This is a genomic window from Stenotrophomonas sp. WHRI 8082 (genome assembly GCF_040223995.2).
In the GTDB taxonomy this organism is placed as follows: domain Bacteria; phylum Pseudomonadota; class Gammaproteobacteria; order Xanthomonadales; family Xanthomonadaceae; genus Stenotrophomonas.
On the sequence record NZ_CP167826.1, the window covers coordinates 898,143 to 916,487 of the forward strand.

An 18,345-nucleotide genomic window follows, 5' to 3' on the forward strand; every position below is an offset into this window, starting at 1 on the left:
CGCCACCGCCCGGCCCCAAGCACTTAGCCTTGAAGCAGCCCACCGCGAGGGGGTCCCACCCGTTTGCCGACCTACTTCAGCTTGGACGCACGCAGCGCCTGCTGCTCCACCAGGGTCAACGCCACGTTGTCGCGCAGGTAGGCCGGCTCCACCCGTTCCGGCGCAACCGCCTCGCCCCGTGCCAGCATCGGCAACGCCAGTGCCAGCACATCCGATGCCTGTGGCAACGCGGTTGCGTCCACGCCGCTCAGCGTACCGCCCAGCAACGTCGGCACCGCGCCATCGGCGGCCGAGAACCCGGTGCCCACGCCAAAGCAGCGCAGACCGGCAGGCACCGACACGGCCTGCGGCGGACACACGCGCTCGGTGTCCTGCAACTGCGGCAGGCCGTCGACGCGGTGGTATCGGGCCACATACACCTCGCCCATGCGGGCGTCGATCGCGGCCAGGATGTGCTGCGCATCCGCCGGCGCACGCAGTGCGAGCGCCTGCAGCGTGGAAACCGGCAGCAGTGGCCGGTCCAGTGCGAGCGCCACGCCCTGCGCTATCGCAATCGCCAGCCGGACACCGGTGAATGCCCCCGGACCGCGCCCCAGCGCGATCGCATCCAGCTGCGAACGCGCGATGCCGGCCTCCGCCAACAGCGCCTCGGCCCACGGCAGCGCCAGTTCGGCATGCCGTCGTGGTGCGATCTCGAAACGCTGCAGCACCGCACCGTCCACATGGACGGCAACGGAACAGGCTTCGGTGGACAGTTCAAAAGCGAGCAGTTTCATCGTGGGGTCAGCGGTCAGAACAAAGAGAGGGGCGTGCCCGGGGGATCGTCAGCCTGTGCCGCCGGAGGCGTCCATTGTGGCGCAAAGAAGGCCTGCACATCGGCCAGCGCGCGGGTGCGGCGGAACGGCGGCAGCGAATCCAGGAAGACCCGACCATAGCTCCGGTTGAGCAGGCGCGGATCACACAGCACCAGTACCCCACGGTCGGTTTCACTGCGGATCAAGCGCCCCACGCCCTGCTTCAGTGCGATCACCGCCTGCGGCAGTTGTTCGTCACGGAACGGGTTGCCGCCCTGCGTACGGATCGCATCCAGGCGCGCCTCGAACACGGGGTCATCCGGTGCGGCGAAAGGCAGTTTGTCGATCACCACCACGCTCAGCGCATCGCCGACCACGTCCACGCCTTCGCGGAAACTGGCCGATCCCAGCAACACGCCATTGCCCGATTCGCGGAAGCGCTGCAGCAGCGTCGCGCGGGGCGCCTCACCCTGGACGAACAAGGGCCACGGCGCACCGCGCAGCGCTTCGGCCGCTTCGCGCAGCGCACGGTGCGATGCAAACAACAGGAACGCTCGGCCCTGCGAAGCCTCGAGCACCGGCCGAAGCGCAGCGATCAGGGCGGTACCGAAGCCGCGTGCCGCAGGATCAGGCAAGCCCTCGGGCAGATAGCACAGCGCTTGGCGCGGCCAGTCGAAGGGGCTGGCCTGCAGCAGCGTACGCGGATCGTCCAGCCCCAGCCGCTGGATGACATGCTCGAAGCCGCCCCCCACCGTCAACGTGGCCGAGGTGAAAATCCAGGCGGCCATTGTGCGCTCACGATGTTCACGCAGGGGGCCGGAGACATCCATCGGCGTGCGCTGGCAGCGGAATCCACGCGGGGTGAGCTCATACCAGAGCACGTCCGCCGCAGGCGCGGACGGCGGCTCCGGCTCGGCGTCAAAGTCGAGCAGTGGCGCATCGTCGCCCAGCCACCGGGTCAGGCGGGACACCGCCTCGCGCGCACGCGCATGACACGCATCGAGGCCGGCGGATGCTTCGCGCAGCGTGTCCAGTACCTGCAGCAGCAGATGCAGCGCACTCATCACCGCATCGAATCCGTCACGCACCTGCGGCACCGCAAGCGCACGCCACTGCGTGCCACGCGGCGGCAAGCCATCCATCGCCGTGCGCAGATCCTGCAGCGCGTGCTCCAGTGCGCCGGCCGGGGCCTGCAGCGATGCCTGCGCACCCGCCACGCTGCGCGACTCCAGCAGGCAGTCGCGCGCCAGCTCCTGCCACGGCCGCATGCCGAAGCCTTCGCCGAAAAACTGCGCGGCAAGCTCGGGCAACTGGTGCGCCTCGTCGATGACGAACGCCTCTGCTCCCGGCAGCAGTTCACCAAAGCCTTCCTGCTTGAGCGCCAGGTCAGCCAACAGCAGATGATGGTTCACCACGACGACATCGGCAGCCTGCGCCCGCTGCCGTGCCTGCACCACGAAGCAGTCGTCGTAGAACGCGCACTCCGTGCCCAGGCAATTGTCGACGGTGGAGGTGACCATCGGCAGCAGCGGCGAGTCATCGGCCAAGGCTTCCAGCTCCGCCATGTCACCGTGGCGGGTACGTCCGGACCAGGCGAGCACGCGCTGGAACTCTGCCGCCTGCTGGGGGGTGGAGAACCGCGGCTCGCCACGCGCCTGCTGCAGGCGGTAACGGCACAGATAATTCGAGCGGCCTTTCAGCAATGCGCTGCGATGGCCCACCCCCAGCGCCTGGCGCACGCGCGGCAGGTCGCGGTGGTACAGCTGGTCCTGCAGCGCGCGGGTGCCGGTGGAGATGATGGTTTTCAGGCCCGACAGCAGCACCGGCACCAGATACGCATAGGTCTTGCCGGTACCCGTGCCGGCCTCGGCCAACAACAGGTCACGCTGTTGCAGCGTCTCGGCGATCGCTTCGGTGAGGCGCAGCTGCGCCGGACGCGGCACGAACGCATCCACGTGGGAGGCGAGTGCCCCACCCTCGCTCAGCGCCTCGCGGCTGGCATGGACAAGATCAGGCTTCATCAACCACCACAGGATACCGGCTGGCGGTTTTTTTCGCCGAGCGGCGCCCGACGGAGCAGAGGCCAAGGCAACATCAACATCCATCGGTAGCGCCGACCCATGGTCGGCGGAATGTTCCCGCCAACGGCCCGCTGCGCTCGCCGACCATGGGTCGGCGCTACCACAGGCCGCATTGACCCGTCGGGTGGAGGGAGCCCCTGAGTCAGGGGCGGCCGCGAAGCGGCGGGGTGTGGGTGTTGGTGAGACGGGGCCCACGATTTGCGCAGCAAAGCGTGGGAGCGGCAGCGCGAATGCGATGACGTGGACCCCGCCATGGATGGCGCGAAACGAGGCCCGCATGGATGCGGCCCTTGCCGTCCCCCGACCAGCCCCACCGCCCGGACCAAGCTCAGCTCAAGCCTGAGAGCCACCCGCGAGGGGGTTCAACCCGTTCGCCAACCTCAGTAGCGCATGATGCCCGGCACGGTGCAGCGCTCGATCTGCGCATGCGCCGATACCGCGTTTTCGCTCTCACCGCGCGCCAGCCGCGCTTGTTCAATGGTCGCCCAGTGGCGGCGACACAGCGGTCCGGTCTTCGATCCCAGCTGTATGGCCTGCTGTGCGAACTGCTCGGCCGGTGCCCATTGGCCCTGCAGCAACGCGACTTCGGCACGCTCCTGCAGCACCGCCGGATCTTCCGCCACCAATGTCAGCGCCTGGTCCAGGTGGCCAGCCGCCCCTGCCAGGTCGTTCGCCTGACGCGCGGCCTGGGCGCTCTGGCGCAGGTCGTCCACCTGCGGATCGCGCAGCGGTTGTACGGACAGTTCCTTGTCGTCGTGACCGGCGACCTTTTCCACGGCGGCCATACGCTGTGCAGGGGTCGTGGTGTCCACGGGCGCAACAACCGGCGGCGGCGCGGTCACGCAGGCGGCCAGCGATGCGCACAGCGCTGCGCAGAGCAGGGAAACACGCAGGGTACGGAAGGTCATGACAGTTACCTCGGAGACGTCGTAGGAGCCGGCTGCGCGGCAGGTTGCGGAGTCGCCTCCGGCTTGGGATCCAGACCGAACCAGCTGCGCCAGCCACCGCCCTCGCCCCCGCCGCCTTCTTCCGGCAACGCCGCCGGTGGCGTGCACGGCGCATAGGCCGGTGCATAGCCCACCACGAACGGGAAGCGTCGCGCACCCGGGCAGGTTTCATCGGTGGCGCTGCTGCCGGTGGCATCAACGTACTGCCAGTCCACGCCCTTGCCACTGACCTTCAGCGGCGCCGTCGGCAGGCGCGAGAAGATGCCCGACCAGACCCGCATCGCACCGGTCGCGCCAAACAGGCCGGTCTGCTCGTTCTGGTCGTTGCCCATCCACACCACCGCCAAGTGGTCACCGGTGTAGCCGGCATACCAGCTGTCGCGACCGTCATTGGACGTGCCGGTCTTGCCCGCCGCCTGCAGACGGCCCAGGCCATCGGCATTCAAGCGCTGTGCGGTGCCGCTGGATACCACCTGCTGCAGGCCGATGCTGATCAGGTTGGCGGCGATCGAGTCACCCTCCTGTGCCGGTGCCGGGGTCTTGTCGTAACGCTTGAGCAGCTTGCCCTGCGGATCCAGCACACCACGCACCGCGTGCAGCGGTTGGATCTCGCCGCCAGAGGCCAGGAACTGGTACAGCTGCGCCATCGCGTACGGGCTCTGGTCAGTGGAACCCAGGATCACCGATGGATTGGAGTCGGCCTTGATGCCGGCCAGCACATGGATCAACTGGGTGACGCGCTCAGGCCCCACCTGCATGCCCACGCGCACCGTCGCCTGGTTGTAGGAATGCGCCAGCGCATCGATCAGCCGCACCGTGCCATGGCTGCGGTTGTCGGCGTTGCCGGGCGACCAGTTGCGGTTGCGGCCAAGGTTCACGGTAACCGGGGAGTCATCCACCCAACTGGCCAGCGAGTACCGATCCGGCTGCGCCAATGCCAGCAGGTACACGAACGGCTTCAGCAGGGAGCCCACCGGTCGCTGCGCTTCGATGGCGCGGTTGAAACCGGGGGCGGCCACGTCGCGGCCGCCGACCACCGCCAGCACGTCGCCGTTGTGCACATCGGTCAGCACCAGCCCCGCCTGGATTTCCGGCCGACGCTTGTTTTCCAGCGACTTGACGGTGCGGGTCACAGCCCCTTCGGCGTACGCCTGCGCGGACGGTGCCATGCCGCTCATCACGCTCATGCCGGCGCCCTGCAGTACCGACTCGGGGTAGTCATGCCCCAGCTGGCGGCGCACCAGATCGACGTAGGCCGGGAAACGGTTCGCGGCCACCAGGCCGGGGTTTTCCGGCACGCCGAGCGGCGCCTTGACGGCGCGCTGGTACTCGGCGTCGTCGATCAGCGTGGCCTCGTGCAGCTTGCCGAGAACGAAGTTGCGCCGGTCGAGGGCGCGTTCCGGGTTACGCCGCGGGTCGTAGAAAGACGGTCCTTTGACCAGGCCGATCAGCAGCGCGATGTGCTCGCTTTCCAGCGAGGACAGATCGCGCCCGAACCAGAACTCCGCACCCGACGACATGCCATGGATCGCCTGGCTGCCACGCTGGCCGAGATAGACCTGGTTGAGGTACGCCTCGAAGATCGTGCGCTTGTCGTAGCGCGCTTCCATGATCAGCGCGAACAGTACCTCGTTGAACTTGCGGGTGATGGTCTGCTCTTTGCCGATACCCAGCAGGCCACTGCGCGCCAGCTGTTGGGTCAACGTCGACGCACCCTGCCGACTCTGTCCGCCCGACCGCACGGTTACCCAGACGGCGCGCGCGATGCCGGACAGATCAATGCCGTGATGCCGGTTGAAGTCTTTGTCTTCCACCGCCTGCAGGCCGGTGACCAGCAGGTCGGGCGCCTCTTCCATGCGGATCAGGCGACGCTCCTCCTGCTTCTGGCCATACAGCGTGGCAATCCGAGCGGGGTCCAGCCGGGCCGCCTTGAGCGCCTTGCGGCTGTCAGGATCGCGGAGCGAGGTGATCGTACCGCCGGACAGACTCAGCTCGACCCGCCGTGGGGCAACACGACCGTCCACATCGTTGTAGCCGCGGCTGGAGATGGTGAAGCGCGTGCCCTGCACGGTGTAGGTCGCAGGCGCTTTGCCGTTGCCATCGTCACGGTACGCCGAGGCGGCCAGCTCCGTCTTCAGTGTCGCCGCGTCCATCGCCTTCCCCGGCAGCAACACCAGCGGCCGGGCATAGACGCGCGTGGGGATCTGCCAGCGCAGCTCGCCAAAGCGTTGGGTGACCTGGTGATTCAGGTAAACCGTGTACGGGATCAGGAAGCCAAGGCCGAGGGCCACGGCGGCCATGGCCCACGTGATCACGCGGCGGCGCCAGGGCGAAGGTCCGGTCTCGTTGTCGTCGTCGAGATCGTCGATGTCGTCGGAATCGTAGCGTCGGGGCACAGGCAGGGCGCGATATTTGAATGCGCCGAGTCTACCCCAGCCCCCGCGAACGCCGCTTGTCCCGCTTTACCCCGTTGGCTTCAGTTCAAGCTGACAGCGTCGCCGCCCGGCTCAGGGAGGAAGCCCACCCGTGCGCCCGAACAGGCCGTCTCGCAGGCCCTTGTACATGAACCTGCAGCGCTGCCACCGTTGCGGCAGGAACAGCGCATTGCCGACCAGCTTCAGCAGCAACCGCGGCAGGTCCTGTGCGATCCACACCCCCGGTGTGTACGCCCTGCGGTACAGCAGCACGCGGTTGCGGTTGATGAAGTACAGCCGGAACGGCTTGTGCACGATGACGCCGTCCTGCTTCACCCGCGATGGGCGCAGCTCTTCGCCGATGCTGTGCACCATCTGGGCGTCGCAGATACCGTAGAGCGCGTAGCCGGAACGCTTCGCGCGGAAGCACCAGTCCATGTCGATGTTGTCGATGAACAGGCCTTCGTCCATCGCCCCGATCTGCTGCAGCGCCGCGACCGGCACCAGCGAGCCCGAGGTGATCAGGAAATCGCACGACACCCGCTCACCGGGCGCACCACGCAGCTTGGTGTTCAGCGGGAATCCGAAGCGCACGAAGGGGGCCAGGGTCCCGCTGCGGGAATCACGGAACTGCGGGCCCACCGCTGCCACGGCTTCGGTCTGCTGCAGCGCCAGCAGCGCCGTGCCCAGCGTCTGCACCATGCCTTCGGCCAGCACACTGTCCTGATCCATCAGCAGCACATGCGCGAATCCCAACGCCGCGGCTTTTTCGCAGGCGCGATTAAGCGCCGCGCCAAGGCCGACGTTCACCGGCGAAGCGACCACACTGACGTCCGCGCGTCCGTCCAGCAGCTGCGCCACATCGACACTGCGGCTGCCGTTGTCGAACACCACCACGTGGCCGACCTGCGTCTGCACGCTGTCCACGACGCGATGCAGCAACGCGGGGTCCGGGCCGTAGGTGACGATGGCTGCGCACACGCTCCGGGCATCGAACGACGCGCCGGTATCCGATGGAACGGAGCGCGCAACGCAGGCAGGGGAAACCGCAGTAGACATGAGAAGCCGTGGCCGGGGTATGCAGCGGCAGGACTATAGCCGACCCGGCCGTGCATCGACAGCACGCGGGTTCACGGTTGCAGGCCGCCGGCCTGCTGCACCCGTGCCTCGAAGGCCGTCAGCTCCGACAGTGAGGGCTGCAGCTGCCGTGCCTGGACGGCGGCATGTTCGGCGAAGGCAAGGTCGCCCCGCCCCAAGCGCTCGCTGCCAACCGCGAGCCAGCGCTGGGCGAGTCGGTTCCTGGCCGTGGCAATGCCGGCACCCCCGGGGGCCAACGCCTGCCATGCCTGCAGGCACGCCCCTGCGGCCTCCACCCGGTTCTGCATCAGCGCCTGCTCGAAGCACTGACGCCCGGCAGGCAGCAGGCGTGCTGCGGCCGCGGCCACGCGGCGATCACCCGGTGCGAGGGCCTGCGCCTCACGCAGTGCGTCGTAGGCACTGGCGCCCGGCGGAGAGATCAGACGTCCCTCGGATTCTGCCTCGGCCACCTGGGACAGCAGGCGGTCCAATCTGCGTTTTCCTGCCACGGTACCGGCCCCGCTTGCCTGCGGCATGGCATGGCGAGCCGCGCGGGCGCGTTCGAGGTCCTGCCGGACGGATGCCAGCTCGCGGGGAGAGCCCTGGAGCACGGCTGCCTGGTCGATCCGCTGCAGGGCGGTGGTGAAGTCATAATCTGCAGCGCGCGCGCGGCTGTCCTGCAACAGCTCGGCAACCAGCCGCTCCCGCATGGCGGCGACCAGCGCGTCGTCTGCCGCTGCCTGCAGTGCCGGCGCGAACTGCGTTACCGCCGCATCCAGGCGGCCCCGGCGCAGCGCCGTGGCGGTCGCCCGCACGCGCGTTTCCAGCGCGCGGGACAGCGCCTCCTGGCTGGCAGGCAGATCAGCATGCCCAGGGTCATACCCGCGGGCACGCCGCACCAGATCGGCGGCCTGCACCACCTCGCCCTCCCCACTTGCCTGCCTGGCCTGCAGCAGCAGGTCGCTCAGTGCATCCTCGCGCAGTTCCAGCGCTGCCAGTTCCTGAGGGCGCAGCTCAAGCACCTGCTGGACGATCGGCAACGCACTATCGGCATCCCCATCGAGTCGGTGTGCCGCCAACGCAGTGCGCGCCTGCTGCAGCAGTGCGTCCAGCCCGGCCCCTGCCGCCCGCCGCTCACGCAGCTGCAAGGCGATGGCATCGCTGCGTGCCTGCGGCACCTGCAGCTGGCGTGCCAACTGCAGCGCCTCCGCCGCCGTGTCCAGCGCATTGCGCTGCAGTGCGCTGCGTGCGGCCTGCAAGGCCGCATCACCGGTACGCGCCAGCCCGGCGCGGGCGGCACCGCGATCGCCGTCCAGCGCCAGCGCCGCCTGGTAGTACTCACGCGCGCCACTCCCGTCCGACGCGCTCAGACGGCCGGCCGCGAGGGCGTGGTCGCCCTGTTCTATCAGTTGTTCGATGCGTGGCTCGGCCCAGAACCAGTCCGCCAGCGGGCGGCGGAACACCGCCAGCAGCACGAACAGCACCACGGCTCCCAGCACCGCCCAGCGCCAGATGCGACGCGTGTGGCGTGCCTGCAACCACCACCACCGCCCCTCACGGCGCACGCGCGCCAGTGCCTCATGGGCATGCGGATTGTCGGAGCGATGAGGTCGGTGCATGCGCCAAGCGTAGCCGGTGCAGCGTGAAACTCATCCCAGCCGCCGCGCATGCATGACACCCGGCAAGGCATCCATCTTGCCGAGCAGCGCCGACAGCTGGTCGAAGTCAGTGACCTTCAGGCGTAGCCGCAGGTGCGCACGTCCACTGTCGCGGACGTTGTCACTGTGGATATCCAGCACATAGGCCTCTTCCTGCGCGATCAGGTTGGTGATGTCCTTCAACAGCCAACGCCGGTCCACCGCATCGACCACCACGTCGACCTCATAACCGCTGCCTGCACGCCCCCACTCCACCGGCAGGATGCGTTGCGGGCTGGCAGCCGACAGACGTGCCAAGGCAGCGCAGTCGGCACGGTGCACGGTGACACCGCGGCTGCGGGTCAGGTAACCGACGATCGGCTCGCCTGCCACCGGCTGGCAGCAGCGGGCCAACTGCACCAGCAGGTTGCCGACCCCTTGCACGGTGAAGTTGCTCTTTCCCAGGCCTTCGCGTCGCGCCGTCGGGCGGGGCAGCGCCGGCGGGGCAGGCGGTTGGTTGGCGGCCCGCTCGGCTTCCAGCAGGGCGCGGCTGACCTGGTTGGGACCGGTGTCGCCCAATGCCACCTGGATGTACAGGTCATCATTGCTGTCGGCATGGAATTTTTTCAGCACGCTGGACAGATCGGCCTGACCCAGGCCCAACCGCTTCAGCTCGCGCTCGAGCAAGTCGCGCCCCGCCTGCACGTTGCGCGCGCGATCGAGCTTGTGGAACCAGTTGCGCACCTTCTCGCGCGAGCGGTTGCTGGCCAGGTAGCCATTGGCCGGCAACAGCCAGTCACGGCGCGGATCGGCCTCTTTCGCCGTCAGTATCTCGACCCGGTCGCCGCTGCGCAGACGGTAGGTCAACGGCACGATGCGCCCGTTGACCTTGGCGCCGCGGCAGCGGTGCCCGACCATCGTGTGCACGTGGTAGGCGAAGTCCAGTGGTGTGGCGCCCTGCGGCAGGTCCATGACTTCACCCTTGGGGCTCAGCGCATACACCCGGTCCTCGGTGAGTTCGGCGTCCAACGCGCCCGCCAGCTCGCCGCCCGGTGCGTCCTGGGCCTGCTCCAGCAACTGCCGCATCCAGGTGATTTTGCGGTCGAATGCTTTCTCCGCGCCCTTGCCGCCTTCCTTGTATTTCCAGTGCGCGGCGACGCCCAGCTCGGCCTGCGCATGCATGTCGTGGGTACGGATCTGCACCTCGATGGTGCGTCCTTCCGGTCCAACCACGGCCGTATGCAACGACCGGTAATCGTTGGCCTTGGGCCGCGCGATGTAGTCGTCGAACTCGCTCGGCACCGGCGCCCACAGCGCGTGTACCACGCCCAACGCGGCGTAGCAGGCGCCCACGTCCTCGACCATCACCCGCACCGCGCGGATGTCATACAGCTGATCGAAGGACAGCCGTTTCTTCTGCATTTTCCGCCAGATGCTGTAGATGTGCTTGGGTCGGCCGCTGACCTCGGCCTTGATGCCATTGGCCGCAAGATCGCGCTGCAGCAGCTTCTTGACGTTGTCGACGTAACGCTCGCGTGCGATGCGTGTTTCATCGACTTCGCGCGCGATACGGCGATAGGTGTCCGGCTCCAGGTAGCGGAACGCCAGATCCTCGAGCTCCCACTTCAACTGCCAGATACCCAGGCGGTTGGCCAGCGGCGCATGGATGTCCCGCGTCAGCTGGGCCAGCGCGCGGCGCTGTTCTTCATCCAGCTTGTCGGCGGCGCGCATGCGCGCCAACTGGCGGGCCAGCAGCACCGGCACCACGCGCAGGTCCTGGATGATCGCCAGCAGCAGGCGACGCAGGCCTTCGCTGTTGCGCCCGGCCTCGCGACCTGCGTGCAGCGCCCATACCTGATCGGCCGCATCGAGGCCATCGAGCAGACCGTGCACGGCCGCGGGGTGGGACAACGGCAGCGCCGCGATGCCCGCCCGCAGGCCCGGCAGATCGAACAGCAGTGCAGCCACCAGCGCGCTCTCATCTGCCGAAAGCAGGGCCAGCGCGTCGAAGGTGTCGCCCAGCAAGGACCAGCTGGCCGCACCCTCACCGTGTGCGTCCGTCGTGCTCGATTGCGCCAACAAGGCCTCGCGCAGGGGCGCGGGGACCACGGCGGCGGAAGGGCGGTTCAACAAGGCATCCAGCCCGGGTACGGAAGCACGGTTCACTACGATGACGATCACGATTGAGACAAGTACGACCTACACTAGCGCCGCACCCGTTCAGGGACAATGACCCCGTACGTAACGGTGCCGCATCTGCTGATGCCGCATCTGGATGACCGCCTGCCCTACAATCCAGCCATCCAACGGAGAAGCCGCATGTCCTTGCCATCCCCCCACCTGCTCGTCTGCACGCTCGCCCTGCTGGCCGTATCGTCCACCGCGCTGGCGCAACGCGTGGTTGAAGGCGACCTGCAGAACCAGATGAGCGCCACCGAGTTCAAGGCGGCCGGCCTGGACAAATTGAGCCGCGATGAACTGGGCGCGCTCAACCGCTGGCTGCAGGGCAAGGTCGAAGCCGCGTCCGCAGCGGCGGTGGAAGTGGCGCGCGAAGAGGGCCGCAAGGAGGTCGTGGAGAAGAACCGCGGCTTCTTCGACTTTGGCAGCCGCGAGCCGATCGTCAGCGTGCTGCCGGGCGAGTTCCGCGGATTCGCCCAAGGGCGCGTCTACGTGCTCGCCAACGGCCAGAGCTGGGAGCAGACCGACGGCGCCACGCTGGCCGGTGTGCGTCGCCAGGATGCTGAGGTGTCCATCGCCCCGTCCGTGAGCGGCGCTTGGTTCCTGCAGATCCCGGGCGTCAACACCCGCGCCAAGGTGAAGCGGGTCAAGTAACCGCGGCCAGGCTGCCGATACGGTCGGCAGCCTGTTGCGCACGGTGTTACTGGCCGCTGTACTGCGAGACGAACTCGTAGATCTCCGGTGCCGACAATTTCGCATAGACACCCGGCTTTCCGGCTTTTCCACAGCCCTCGCCCCAGCTCACCACGCCCACCTGTACGGCCATGGAGGTTCCCGGGATCTCGGTGAACAACGGTCCGCCGGAGTCGCCTTGGCAGGAATCGAGACCACGCACGCCAGCACACATCATCGAGCCTGGCAGAAAGCGGAACTCAGGATCGGGATTACTCATCGGATAGGCGAAACTGCATTCCCATGACGCTGCAACCGGCACCCGTACCGACTGCAACACCGAGGGAGCACTGGCGCCAGCGTCCGAGAACGTGTTGCCCCAACCCGCAACCGTCAGCAGGCTCCCCGGCCGTTCAAGCACATCCGAGCCGGGCGACGGCAGCATCAGCGGTTGCACGCTGGTCACCGGCTTGTCCAGCAGGATTACCGCCACATCGAAGGCCAAGGTTCCACCCTCGCGGTAGCGCGGGTGCAGAATGATCTGATACTCGCCATTGCTGGAGTCATACCGGGGACGCCGCTCCTCACCCAGCTGCCGTTGTCGCTGGTCGGCGCGGTTGAACACCAGCCTCAGCGGGTCAGCCGACTCCTTACCCTCCTTTCCCACCATGTCTTCCACGCAGTGCGCCGCAGTGAGCACCACCGACGGCGATATCAGGCTGGCACCGCAGTCGTGGATCAGTGCGGCAGTGCTGCCCCGTAGCTGTGACGCCAGCTCGACCACATAGGGATAACGGCCTTGCGGAACCTCGGACCCTCCGATGATGAGGGGCTTGACCCGTTGCTGCTGCGGCGAGGCCGTGCTGCTGGCCGGAGCAGCGGCATAGGCCTGTAGCGGGCCAAGCGCCAGTACACCCAAGATAACGGCACAAGCGATCAGGTTCCCACCCACGCCCTGCCTGGAACTGGGCGCCATGAAGATACGGTTCTGCTTGATCATCTAGAGACCTTGATGTCCGTCGGAACAGCTCCGACTTGGCAAGCATCTTTCTCTGACTCGCCTGTAAGACACGCACCAGTAGACGCCCTAGGCAGAACCAATCGAACTGCGAATCAGGATAGGGTCTGATCATCAGTGAGGTGCGCCATTCGCGTGCGCTTATCGCCAGAAAGCTGTCCCCACTCCGTCATGACAGGCTTGGACGCGTGACCTGCTGTGCCTTCCCGCCTGCTCACGGCTGGGACGTCCGTGCCGCCTTCTTCGCTGTGTACCACTGCTTCGGTCTGCCTGCGCACGACCGCAACCACGCCGAACGCGATCCCGACCGCCGAGGGCGGGTCCACCGACCCGCCCTGGTTCGACGCGCGGCCTTGGCGCAGTTCCGATGAAGCGGCTGACGAATTCAAAGATTTCCGGATGCGACAGCGCGGTGTAAACGCCGAGGCTGCCCGACCACCGGTCATGTCGTGCCGCCCCCTCGCCCCCGCTGCCACAAAGGGTCTCAGCCCAGCTTCTGCAGTTCGGCCGCCCGCTGCGCCACCTTCTTCGCCGAAATACCGCCGCGCCCGATCAGCTCCTGGGCGAACAGGGAAACGCGCAGTTCTTCGATGTCCCAACGCAGTGCCTGCCACTGCGGGCGGTCCTGCAGCCGCTTTCCGCGCCCCTGCTCCAGGGCCTCCAGGAACGGATGCAGCTCCAGCATGCGGGCCTGGTCGCGCGGTGGATCACGCTTGGCCCGCTCGGTGCGCAGCAGCATCGCCTTCAGGTAGCGCGGATACTGCGCGAGCGCGTCGGCCGGCGTTTCACGCAGGAAGCCGGCATGCACCAGCCCTGCGAGCTGGCGCTCCATGTCATCGAGGTTGCCGCGCGCCCACCCCATCAACGGTGCTTCCAGCGCCGGCTTCAGTTCCGCCACCAGTCCAAGGATGGATTCCGCCAGCTTCAGGCGCTCCATCGCTTCGCCGAACAGCGTCTTGATGGCACTATCCCGTCGCTGCGCGAACGCCTGGGGATCGCGGATGTCGGCCAGGCCGTCGGCCAGCACCGCGTTCATCGCTGCATCGACAATGTCACCCCGCAGCCGCTCCTGTGATTCGATGGCGGCATACAGCAGGCCGGTCTTGGGGGAGACGGGAAGCTGCTTGCGGGCCTGCTTGGTTTTTTCGCCCAAGGCGATCTCCAGCAGGCGGCGCACGCCCTTCGGATGCGCGTCAGCTGCCTGCTGCCGGTCGGCGAAGATGCGCAGCGCGGCGCTGTCCCCTTCGTCCACCAGCGCAGGGTAAGCCGGCACGCCCGCCTCGCCGGGAACCTGCAGGGGAATGGGCGTGGCGGGGAACTCGCGCAGCCCCTCCTCCGCCATGTCACGGCCGGCACGCGCCGCGAACGCCTGCCCGGCCTTGTCCCCAAAGCGGGCGCGCAGACCATCCAGATCGCGCGAGGTGGCCAACACCTTGCCTTGCTCGTCGCGCAGCCGCAGGTTCATGTGCAGGTGCGTGTCCACTGCGTCGAGGTCGAAATCGACGAGCGCCACGGACGCACCGGTTGCACGCGACAGGAAGCGCGCCAACTCACCGCGGATGTCATCGGCGCTGGGCTGCGGGAATGCTTCGGCGAACGCACGTGCGAAATCAGGTGCGGGCACGTAATTGCGCCGCATCGCCTTGGGCAGGCTGCGGATCAACCCGGTGGCCTTGTCGGCCACGAAACCGGGCGCCAGCCAGCCCAGTTGCACCGGGTCCAACGCATTGAGCAGGTGCAACGGTACGTCCAGCGTCACGCCATCGTCGTCCGCTCCCGGCTCGAACCGGTAATGCAGCGGCAGCCGTGCATCGCCCAGCGACAAGTACTTCGGGAACCGGTCCTCCTCGCTGCCCTCGCCCGGCAGCAGGTCGATCAGTGACCAGCTCACGCCATGGCGCTGCGCAGGCGACAGACTCTTCCACCATGCATCCAGCCCCGCAGCGGAATGTATTTCCGACGGAATGCGATCCAGGTACCAGCGCGCCTGCCAGCCTTCGTCGGCGACGATCCCGGCACGCCGCAGCTTGGCCTCCTCTTCGCGCGCCTGCTCCAGCACTTTCTGGTTGTCGGCGATGACGCTGGCGCGGGTGTTGATTTCGCCGGTCACCAAGGCCTGACGGACAAAGATGTCGTGCGCTTCGGACGGCTCGATGCGCCCGTAATGCACCGGCTTCTTCGGGGCCAGCACCAACCCGAACAGGCTGATCTGCTCCGACGCCAGCACCTGACCCTGCGCGCGCGACCAATGCGGATCGAAGTGTCGACGCAGCAGAAGATGGGGCAGCTCGGCGATCACCCAGTCCGGCTCGATCGACGCGTTGGTCAGGCCCCATATTTTCTGGGTGTCCAGCAAGGTGGCGGCGAGCAGCCACGGCGGCGGCCGCTTGGCCAGCGTGGACCCCGGGAACGGCTGGAAGCGCCGCTGTCGTGGGGCCTGGAAGTCGCCTTTCTCCGTGCGGTGGCCGATCTGCGTCGGCAGGCCGGCGATCAGCGCGCGATGCAGGGTCTGGTAGGCAGCGGCACGTGCACGCTCGCTGAAGCCGCCGCCCTCTGGCGCCTCGTCTTTGCGGGCACTTGCCGCCACCGGCGCAGGTGCCTGCTCGGCAGGCTTGCCCTCGCGTGCCAGCCGCGCGGCGCGATGCAACTGGCCGCGCGTCGCCTTGATCGCCGTGGCGTCGTCGGTGCTCGCAGGGGGCGCCTTGCTGCCGGCCAGCAACGGCGCCATCGAGGCCTCGTTGCCTTCCTCCGCCCACCCCAGCTCTTCGCACAGCAGGCGCAGCTGTCGATGCAGCTCCCGCCACTCGCGCATGCGCAGGAAGCCGAGGAAGTTGCGCCCACACCAGTCGCGCAGCTTGGACTGCGTCATGTCTTCGTGGGCTTGCCGGTAGGCATCCCACAATCGCAGGACACCCACGAACTCAGAGCGTCCATCGGCAAACTGCGCATGCGCCGTATCGGCCGCACCGCGCGCCTCGGGCGGACGCTCCCGCGGATCCTGGATCCCGAGGAAGGATGCGATCACCAGCATCGGCTTCAGGCAACCGGCCGCCTGCGCTGCGACCAGCATGCGGGCCAGCTTGACGTCCACCGGCAACCGCGCCATCTGCCGTCCCACTGCCGTCAGGCGCCGCTCGGTATCGACCGCGCCGAGCTCGGCAAGCTGCTGCCACCCATCGGCCACGGCGCGTTCGTCCGGCGCCTCCAGGAACGGGAAGTCCTCGATGCGACCCAAGCCCAGCTGCAGCATGCGCAGGATCACCCCGGACAGGCTGGAGCGGCGGATTTCCGGATCGGTGAACTCCGGCCGGGCCAGGAAATCAGGCTCGGCATACAGGCGGTAACAGATGCCCTCGGACACGCGCCCGCAGCGCCCCTTACGCTGGTTGGCGCTGGCCTGCGAAATCGGTTCGATGTGCAGGCGATCAAGTTTCTGCCGCGGGCTGTAGCGCTTGACCCGGGCGAACCCCGGATCCACGACGTAGCGGATACGTGGCACGGTCAACGAGGTTTCGGCCACGTTGGTCGCCAGCACGATGCGACGGTTCGGACCCGGATTGAATACCCGGTCCTGGTCCTGGTTGGACAGCCGCGCATACAGCGGCAGCACCTCGGTCTGGCGGTACTTGCGACGCTCCAGCGACTGGTGGGCATCGCGGATCTCGCGCTCGCCGGGCAGGAAGATCAGCACATCGCCCCGCGCGTCGAGACGGGTGATCTCGTCGATGGCACCGACGATCGCATCGTTGACCGTGCGCTCGCCCTGCGCTTCCCCCTCGCCTTCCAGCGGCCGGTAACGCACGTCCACGGGGAAGGTACGGCCTTCGACGCTGATCACCGGCGCATTGTCGAAGTGCTCGGCGAAGCGACCCGTATCGATGGTGGCCGAGGTCACGATCAGCTTGAGGTCCGGACGCTTCTTCAGCAGCTGCTTCAGATAGCCCAGCAGGAAATCGATGTTGAGGCTGCGCTCGTGCGCCTCATCCACGATGATCGTGTCGTAGCGCGACAACCAACGGTCACTGGCGATTTCCGCCAGCAGGATGCCGTCGGTCATGAACTTGATCCGGCTCTCTTCGCTGACCTTGTCATTGAAGCGCACCTGATAGCCGACCAGCTGGCCCAGCTCGCTCTTCAGCTCCTGGGCGACGCGGGTGGCCACCGCCCGTGCGGCGATCCGCCGCGGCTGGGTGCAGCCGATCATGCCGGCCTCTCCGCGGCCCGCGGCCAGGCACAGCTTGGGCAGCTGGGTCGTCTTGCCCGAACCGGTCTCACCGGCGATCACGACAACCTGGTGGTCGCGGATCAGCGCCGTGATCGCCTCGGCTTCACGCGCGATAGGCAGTTGCGGGTCCAGAGTGATGGCCGGTTTCTGCCGGGCACGCGCCTGCCGGCGCTGCAACGAGGCCTGCAGCGCCTGTTCGAAGGCCGACTTCAGGCCCGCGTCGCCCGGCTTCGCCTGCCACCGGGACAACAGCGCGAGCAATCGCGAGCGGTCCCGGGTCATGGCGCCGTCGAGGGCGGCCCGCTGATCGCGCAGGCTGGACGCCTGGTTTTTTTCAATAGACTTCATCAATCGATTCGTTTGATTTTTTGAAAGCGACCAGTCATTAGTTCTGGTCTATCGTAGAGATCATCTCACCCACAAGGAGAAACGTCCCCATGGCAAAGACCAAGAGTGTCACCAAGGCCCCGGCGGCCAAGGAAAAAACCGGCAAGCAGAAGCTGGCCGATGCCGCCCCGTCGGCACCTGGCATTGATATCGGGATCAAGGAAGCAGAGCGCAAGAAGATCGCCGATGGCCTCTCGCGCTATCAGGCGGATGCGTTCACCTTGTACCTGAAGACCCACAACTTCCATTGGAACGTGACCGGGTCGATGTTCAACTCGCTGCACACCATGTTCGAAACGCAGTACACCGAACAGTGGGCCGCACTGGACGAAGTCGCCGAGCGCATCCGCGCCCTGGGCTTCAATGCTCCCGGTTCGTACCGCGAGTTCGCCGCGCTGACCTCCATACCGGAAGAAGCGGGCCTGTCCAACAGCGCCGACTGGCGTGAGATGGTACGCCAGTTGGTGGTCGCCAACGAAGCGGTCTGCCGCACCGCCCGCCAGGTACTGGACGTCGCGGACGACGCCGACGACGCCCCCACCGAAGACCTGATGACCCAGCGCCTGCAGACCCACGAGAAGTACGCCTGGATGCTGCGTTCGCTGCTGCAGTAAAACGACGGGGCGAGGCCCCTTTGTTTTACTGCCCGCGCATTCCTCCTATCCCCCCGCCTTCGGCGCGCCCCCTTAGCAGGGGCCGAACGGCTGCGCCGCCCGGCTCCTGCCCGCGCATTCCTCCTATCCCCCCGCCTTCGGCGCGCCCCCTTAACAAAGGGGGCTTGCACCCGGCAGGATGGAGAGGATTGCCGTGGTAGCGCCGAGCCGTGCTCGGCGGAATGTTCCCGCCAACGGCCCGCTGCGCTCGCCGACCATGGGTCGGCGCTACCGATGACAGTATCCCGTCGGGTGGAGGGAG

General features: G+C 67.4%; 11 protein-coding genes. 2 read left to right on the plus strand and 9 right to left on the minus strand.

Annotated features, from left to right (window positions below; translation table 11 throughout):
- Positions 1 to 71 precede the first annotated feature (71 nt).
- The 7 genes from tsaB to ABRP17_RS03950 all read right to left on the minus strand — a co-directional run bounded on the left by tsaB (position 72) and on the right by ABRP17_RS03950 (position 11,116).
- Positions 72 to 776, minus strand: a complete 705-nt coding sequence (gene tsaB / locus ABRP17_RS03920) for a tRNA (adenosine(37)-N6)-threonylcarbamoyltransferase complex dimerization subunit type 1 TsaB (RefSeq protein ID WP_188324707.1) — start codon at positions 774 to 776, stop codon at positions 72 to 74.
- 14 nt (positions 777 to 790) lie between these two features.
- Positions 791 to 2,815 carry an ATP-dependent DNA helicase gene (locus ABRP17_RS03925; protein WP_349986821.1) on the minus strand — a complete coding sequence of 675 codons (2,025 nt, stop codon included), beginning with the start codon at positions 2,813 to 2,815 and terminating at the stop codon, positions 791 to 793.
- 440 nt (positions 2,816 to 3,255) lie between these two features.
- Complete coding sequence (locus ABRP17_RS03930; RefSeq protein WP_349986420.1) at positions 3,256 to 3,783, minus strand: hypothetical protein; 528 nt, start codon at positions 3,781 to 3,783, stop codon at positions 3,256 to 3,258.
- A 5-nt stretch (positions 3,784 to 3,788) separates the two neighbouring features.
- Positions 3,789 to 6,218, minus strand: a complete 2,430-nt coding sequence (mrcB, locus tag ABRP17_RS03935) for a penicillin-binding protein 1B (RefSeq protein WP_349986422.1) — start codon at positions 6,216 to 6,218, stop codon at positions 3,789 to 3,791.
- 111 nt (positions 6,219 to 6,329) lie between these two features.
- Positions 6,330 to 7,217, minus strand: a complete 888-nt coding sequence (locus tag ABRP17_RS03940; RefSeq protein ID WP_349986424.1) for a glycosyltransferase family 2 protein — start codon at positions 7,215 to 7,217, stop codon at positions 6,330 to 6,332.
- 149 nt (positions 7,218 to 7,366) lie between these two features.
- Positions 7,367 to 8,932 carry a hypothetical protein gene (locus ABRP17_RS03945; RefSeq protein ID WP_349986426.1) on the minus strand — a complete coding sequence of 522 codons (1,566 nt, stop codon included), beginning with the start codon at positions 8,930 to 8,932 and terminating at the stop codon, positions 7,367 to 7,369.
- A gap of 30 nt (positions 8,933 to 8,962) precedes the next feature.
- A complete protein-coding gene (locus ABRP17_RS03950) occupies positions 8,963 to 11,116 on the minus strand; it encodes a bifunctional (p)ppGpp synthetase/guanosine-3',5'-bis(diphosphate) 3'-pyrophosphohydrolase (protein WP_349986428.1) in 2,154 nt (717 codons plus the stop codon).
- Between the two features lie 153 nt (positions 11,117 to 11,269).
- Between ABRP17_RS03950 and ABRP17_RS03955 the strand changes: the two genes are divergently transcribed.
- On the plus strand, positions 11,270 to 11,782 hold the full coding sequence (locus ABRP17_RS03955; protein WP_349986429.1) for a hypothetical protein: 513 nt from the start codon (positions 11,270 to 11,272) through the stop codon (positions 11,780 to 11,782).
- A gap of 46 nt (positions 11,783 to 11,828) precedes the next feature.
- On the opposite strand, the gene ABRP17_RS03960 is transcribed toward ABRP17_RS03955, so the two are convergent.
- Positions 11,829 to 12,800, minus strand: a complete 972-nt coding sequence (locus ABRP17_RS03960) for a serine protease (protein ID WP_349986430.1) — start codon at positions 12,798 to 12,800, stop codon at positions 11,829 to 11,831.
- 502 nt (positions 12,801 to 13,302) lie between these two features.
- Complete coding sequence (gene hrpA / locus ABRP17_RS03965; RefSeq protein WP_349986431.1) at positions 13,303 to 17,391, minus strand: ATP-dependent RNA helicase HrpA; 4,089 nt, start codon at positions 17,389 to 17,391, stop codon at positions 13,303 to 13,305.
- Positions 17,392 to 17,480: 89 nt separating this feature from the next.
- Here hrpA and ABRP17_RS03970 point away from each other — a divergent pair, with 89 nt between their 5' ends.
- On the plus strand, positions 17,481 to 18,044 hold the full coding sequence (locus ABRP17_RS03970; protein WP_349986432.1) for a Dps family protein: 564 nt from the start codon (positions 17,481 to 17,483) through the stop codon (positions 18,042 to 18,044).
- The last annotated feature ends 301 nt before the right edge of the window (positions 18,045 to 18,345 follow it).

Coding starts and splice junctions, on each gene's coding strand:
- ABRP17_RS03925 (WP_349986821.1), bottom strand. CDS start 2,815: ATGAAGCCTGATCTTGTCCATGCCAGCCGCGAGGCGCTGAGCGAGGGT.
- ABRP17_RS03955 (WP_349986429.1), top strand. CDS start 11,270: ATGTCCTTGCCATCCCCCCACCTGCTCGTCTGCACGCTCGCCCTGCTG.
- ABRP17_RS03960 (WP_349986430.1), bottom strand. CDS start 12,800: ATGATCAAGCAGAACCGTATCTTCATGGCGCCCAGTTCCAGGCAGGGC.
- ABRP17_RS03945 (WP_349986426.1), bottom strand. CDS start 8,932: ATGCACCGACCTCATCGCTCCGACAATCCGCATGCCCATGAGGCACTG.
- ABRP17_RS03970 (WP_349986432.1), top strand. CDS start 17,481: ATGGCAAAGACCAAGAGTGTCACCAAGGCCCCGGCGGCCAAGGAAAAA.
- tsaB (WP_188324707.1), bottom strand. CDS start 776: ATGAAACTGCTCGCTTTTGAACTGTCCACCGAAGCCTGTTCCGTTGCC.
- hrpA (WP_349986431.1), bottom strand. CDS start 17,391: ATGAAGTCTATTGAAAAAAACCAGGCGTCCAGCCTGCGCGATCAGCGG.
- ABRP17_RS03930 (WP_349986420.1), bottom strand. CDS start 3,783: ATGACCTTCCGTACCCTGCGTGTTTCCCTGCTCTGCGCAGCGCTGTGC.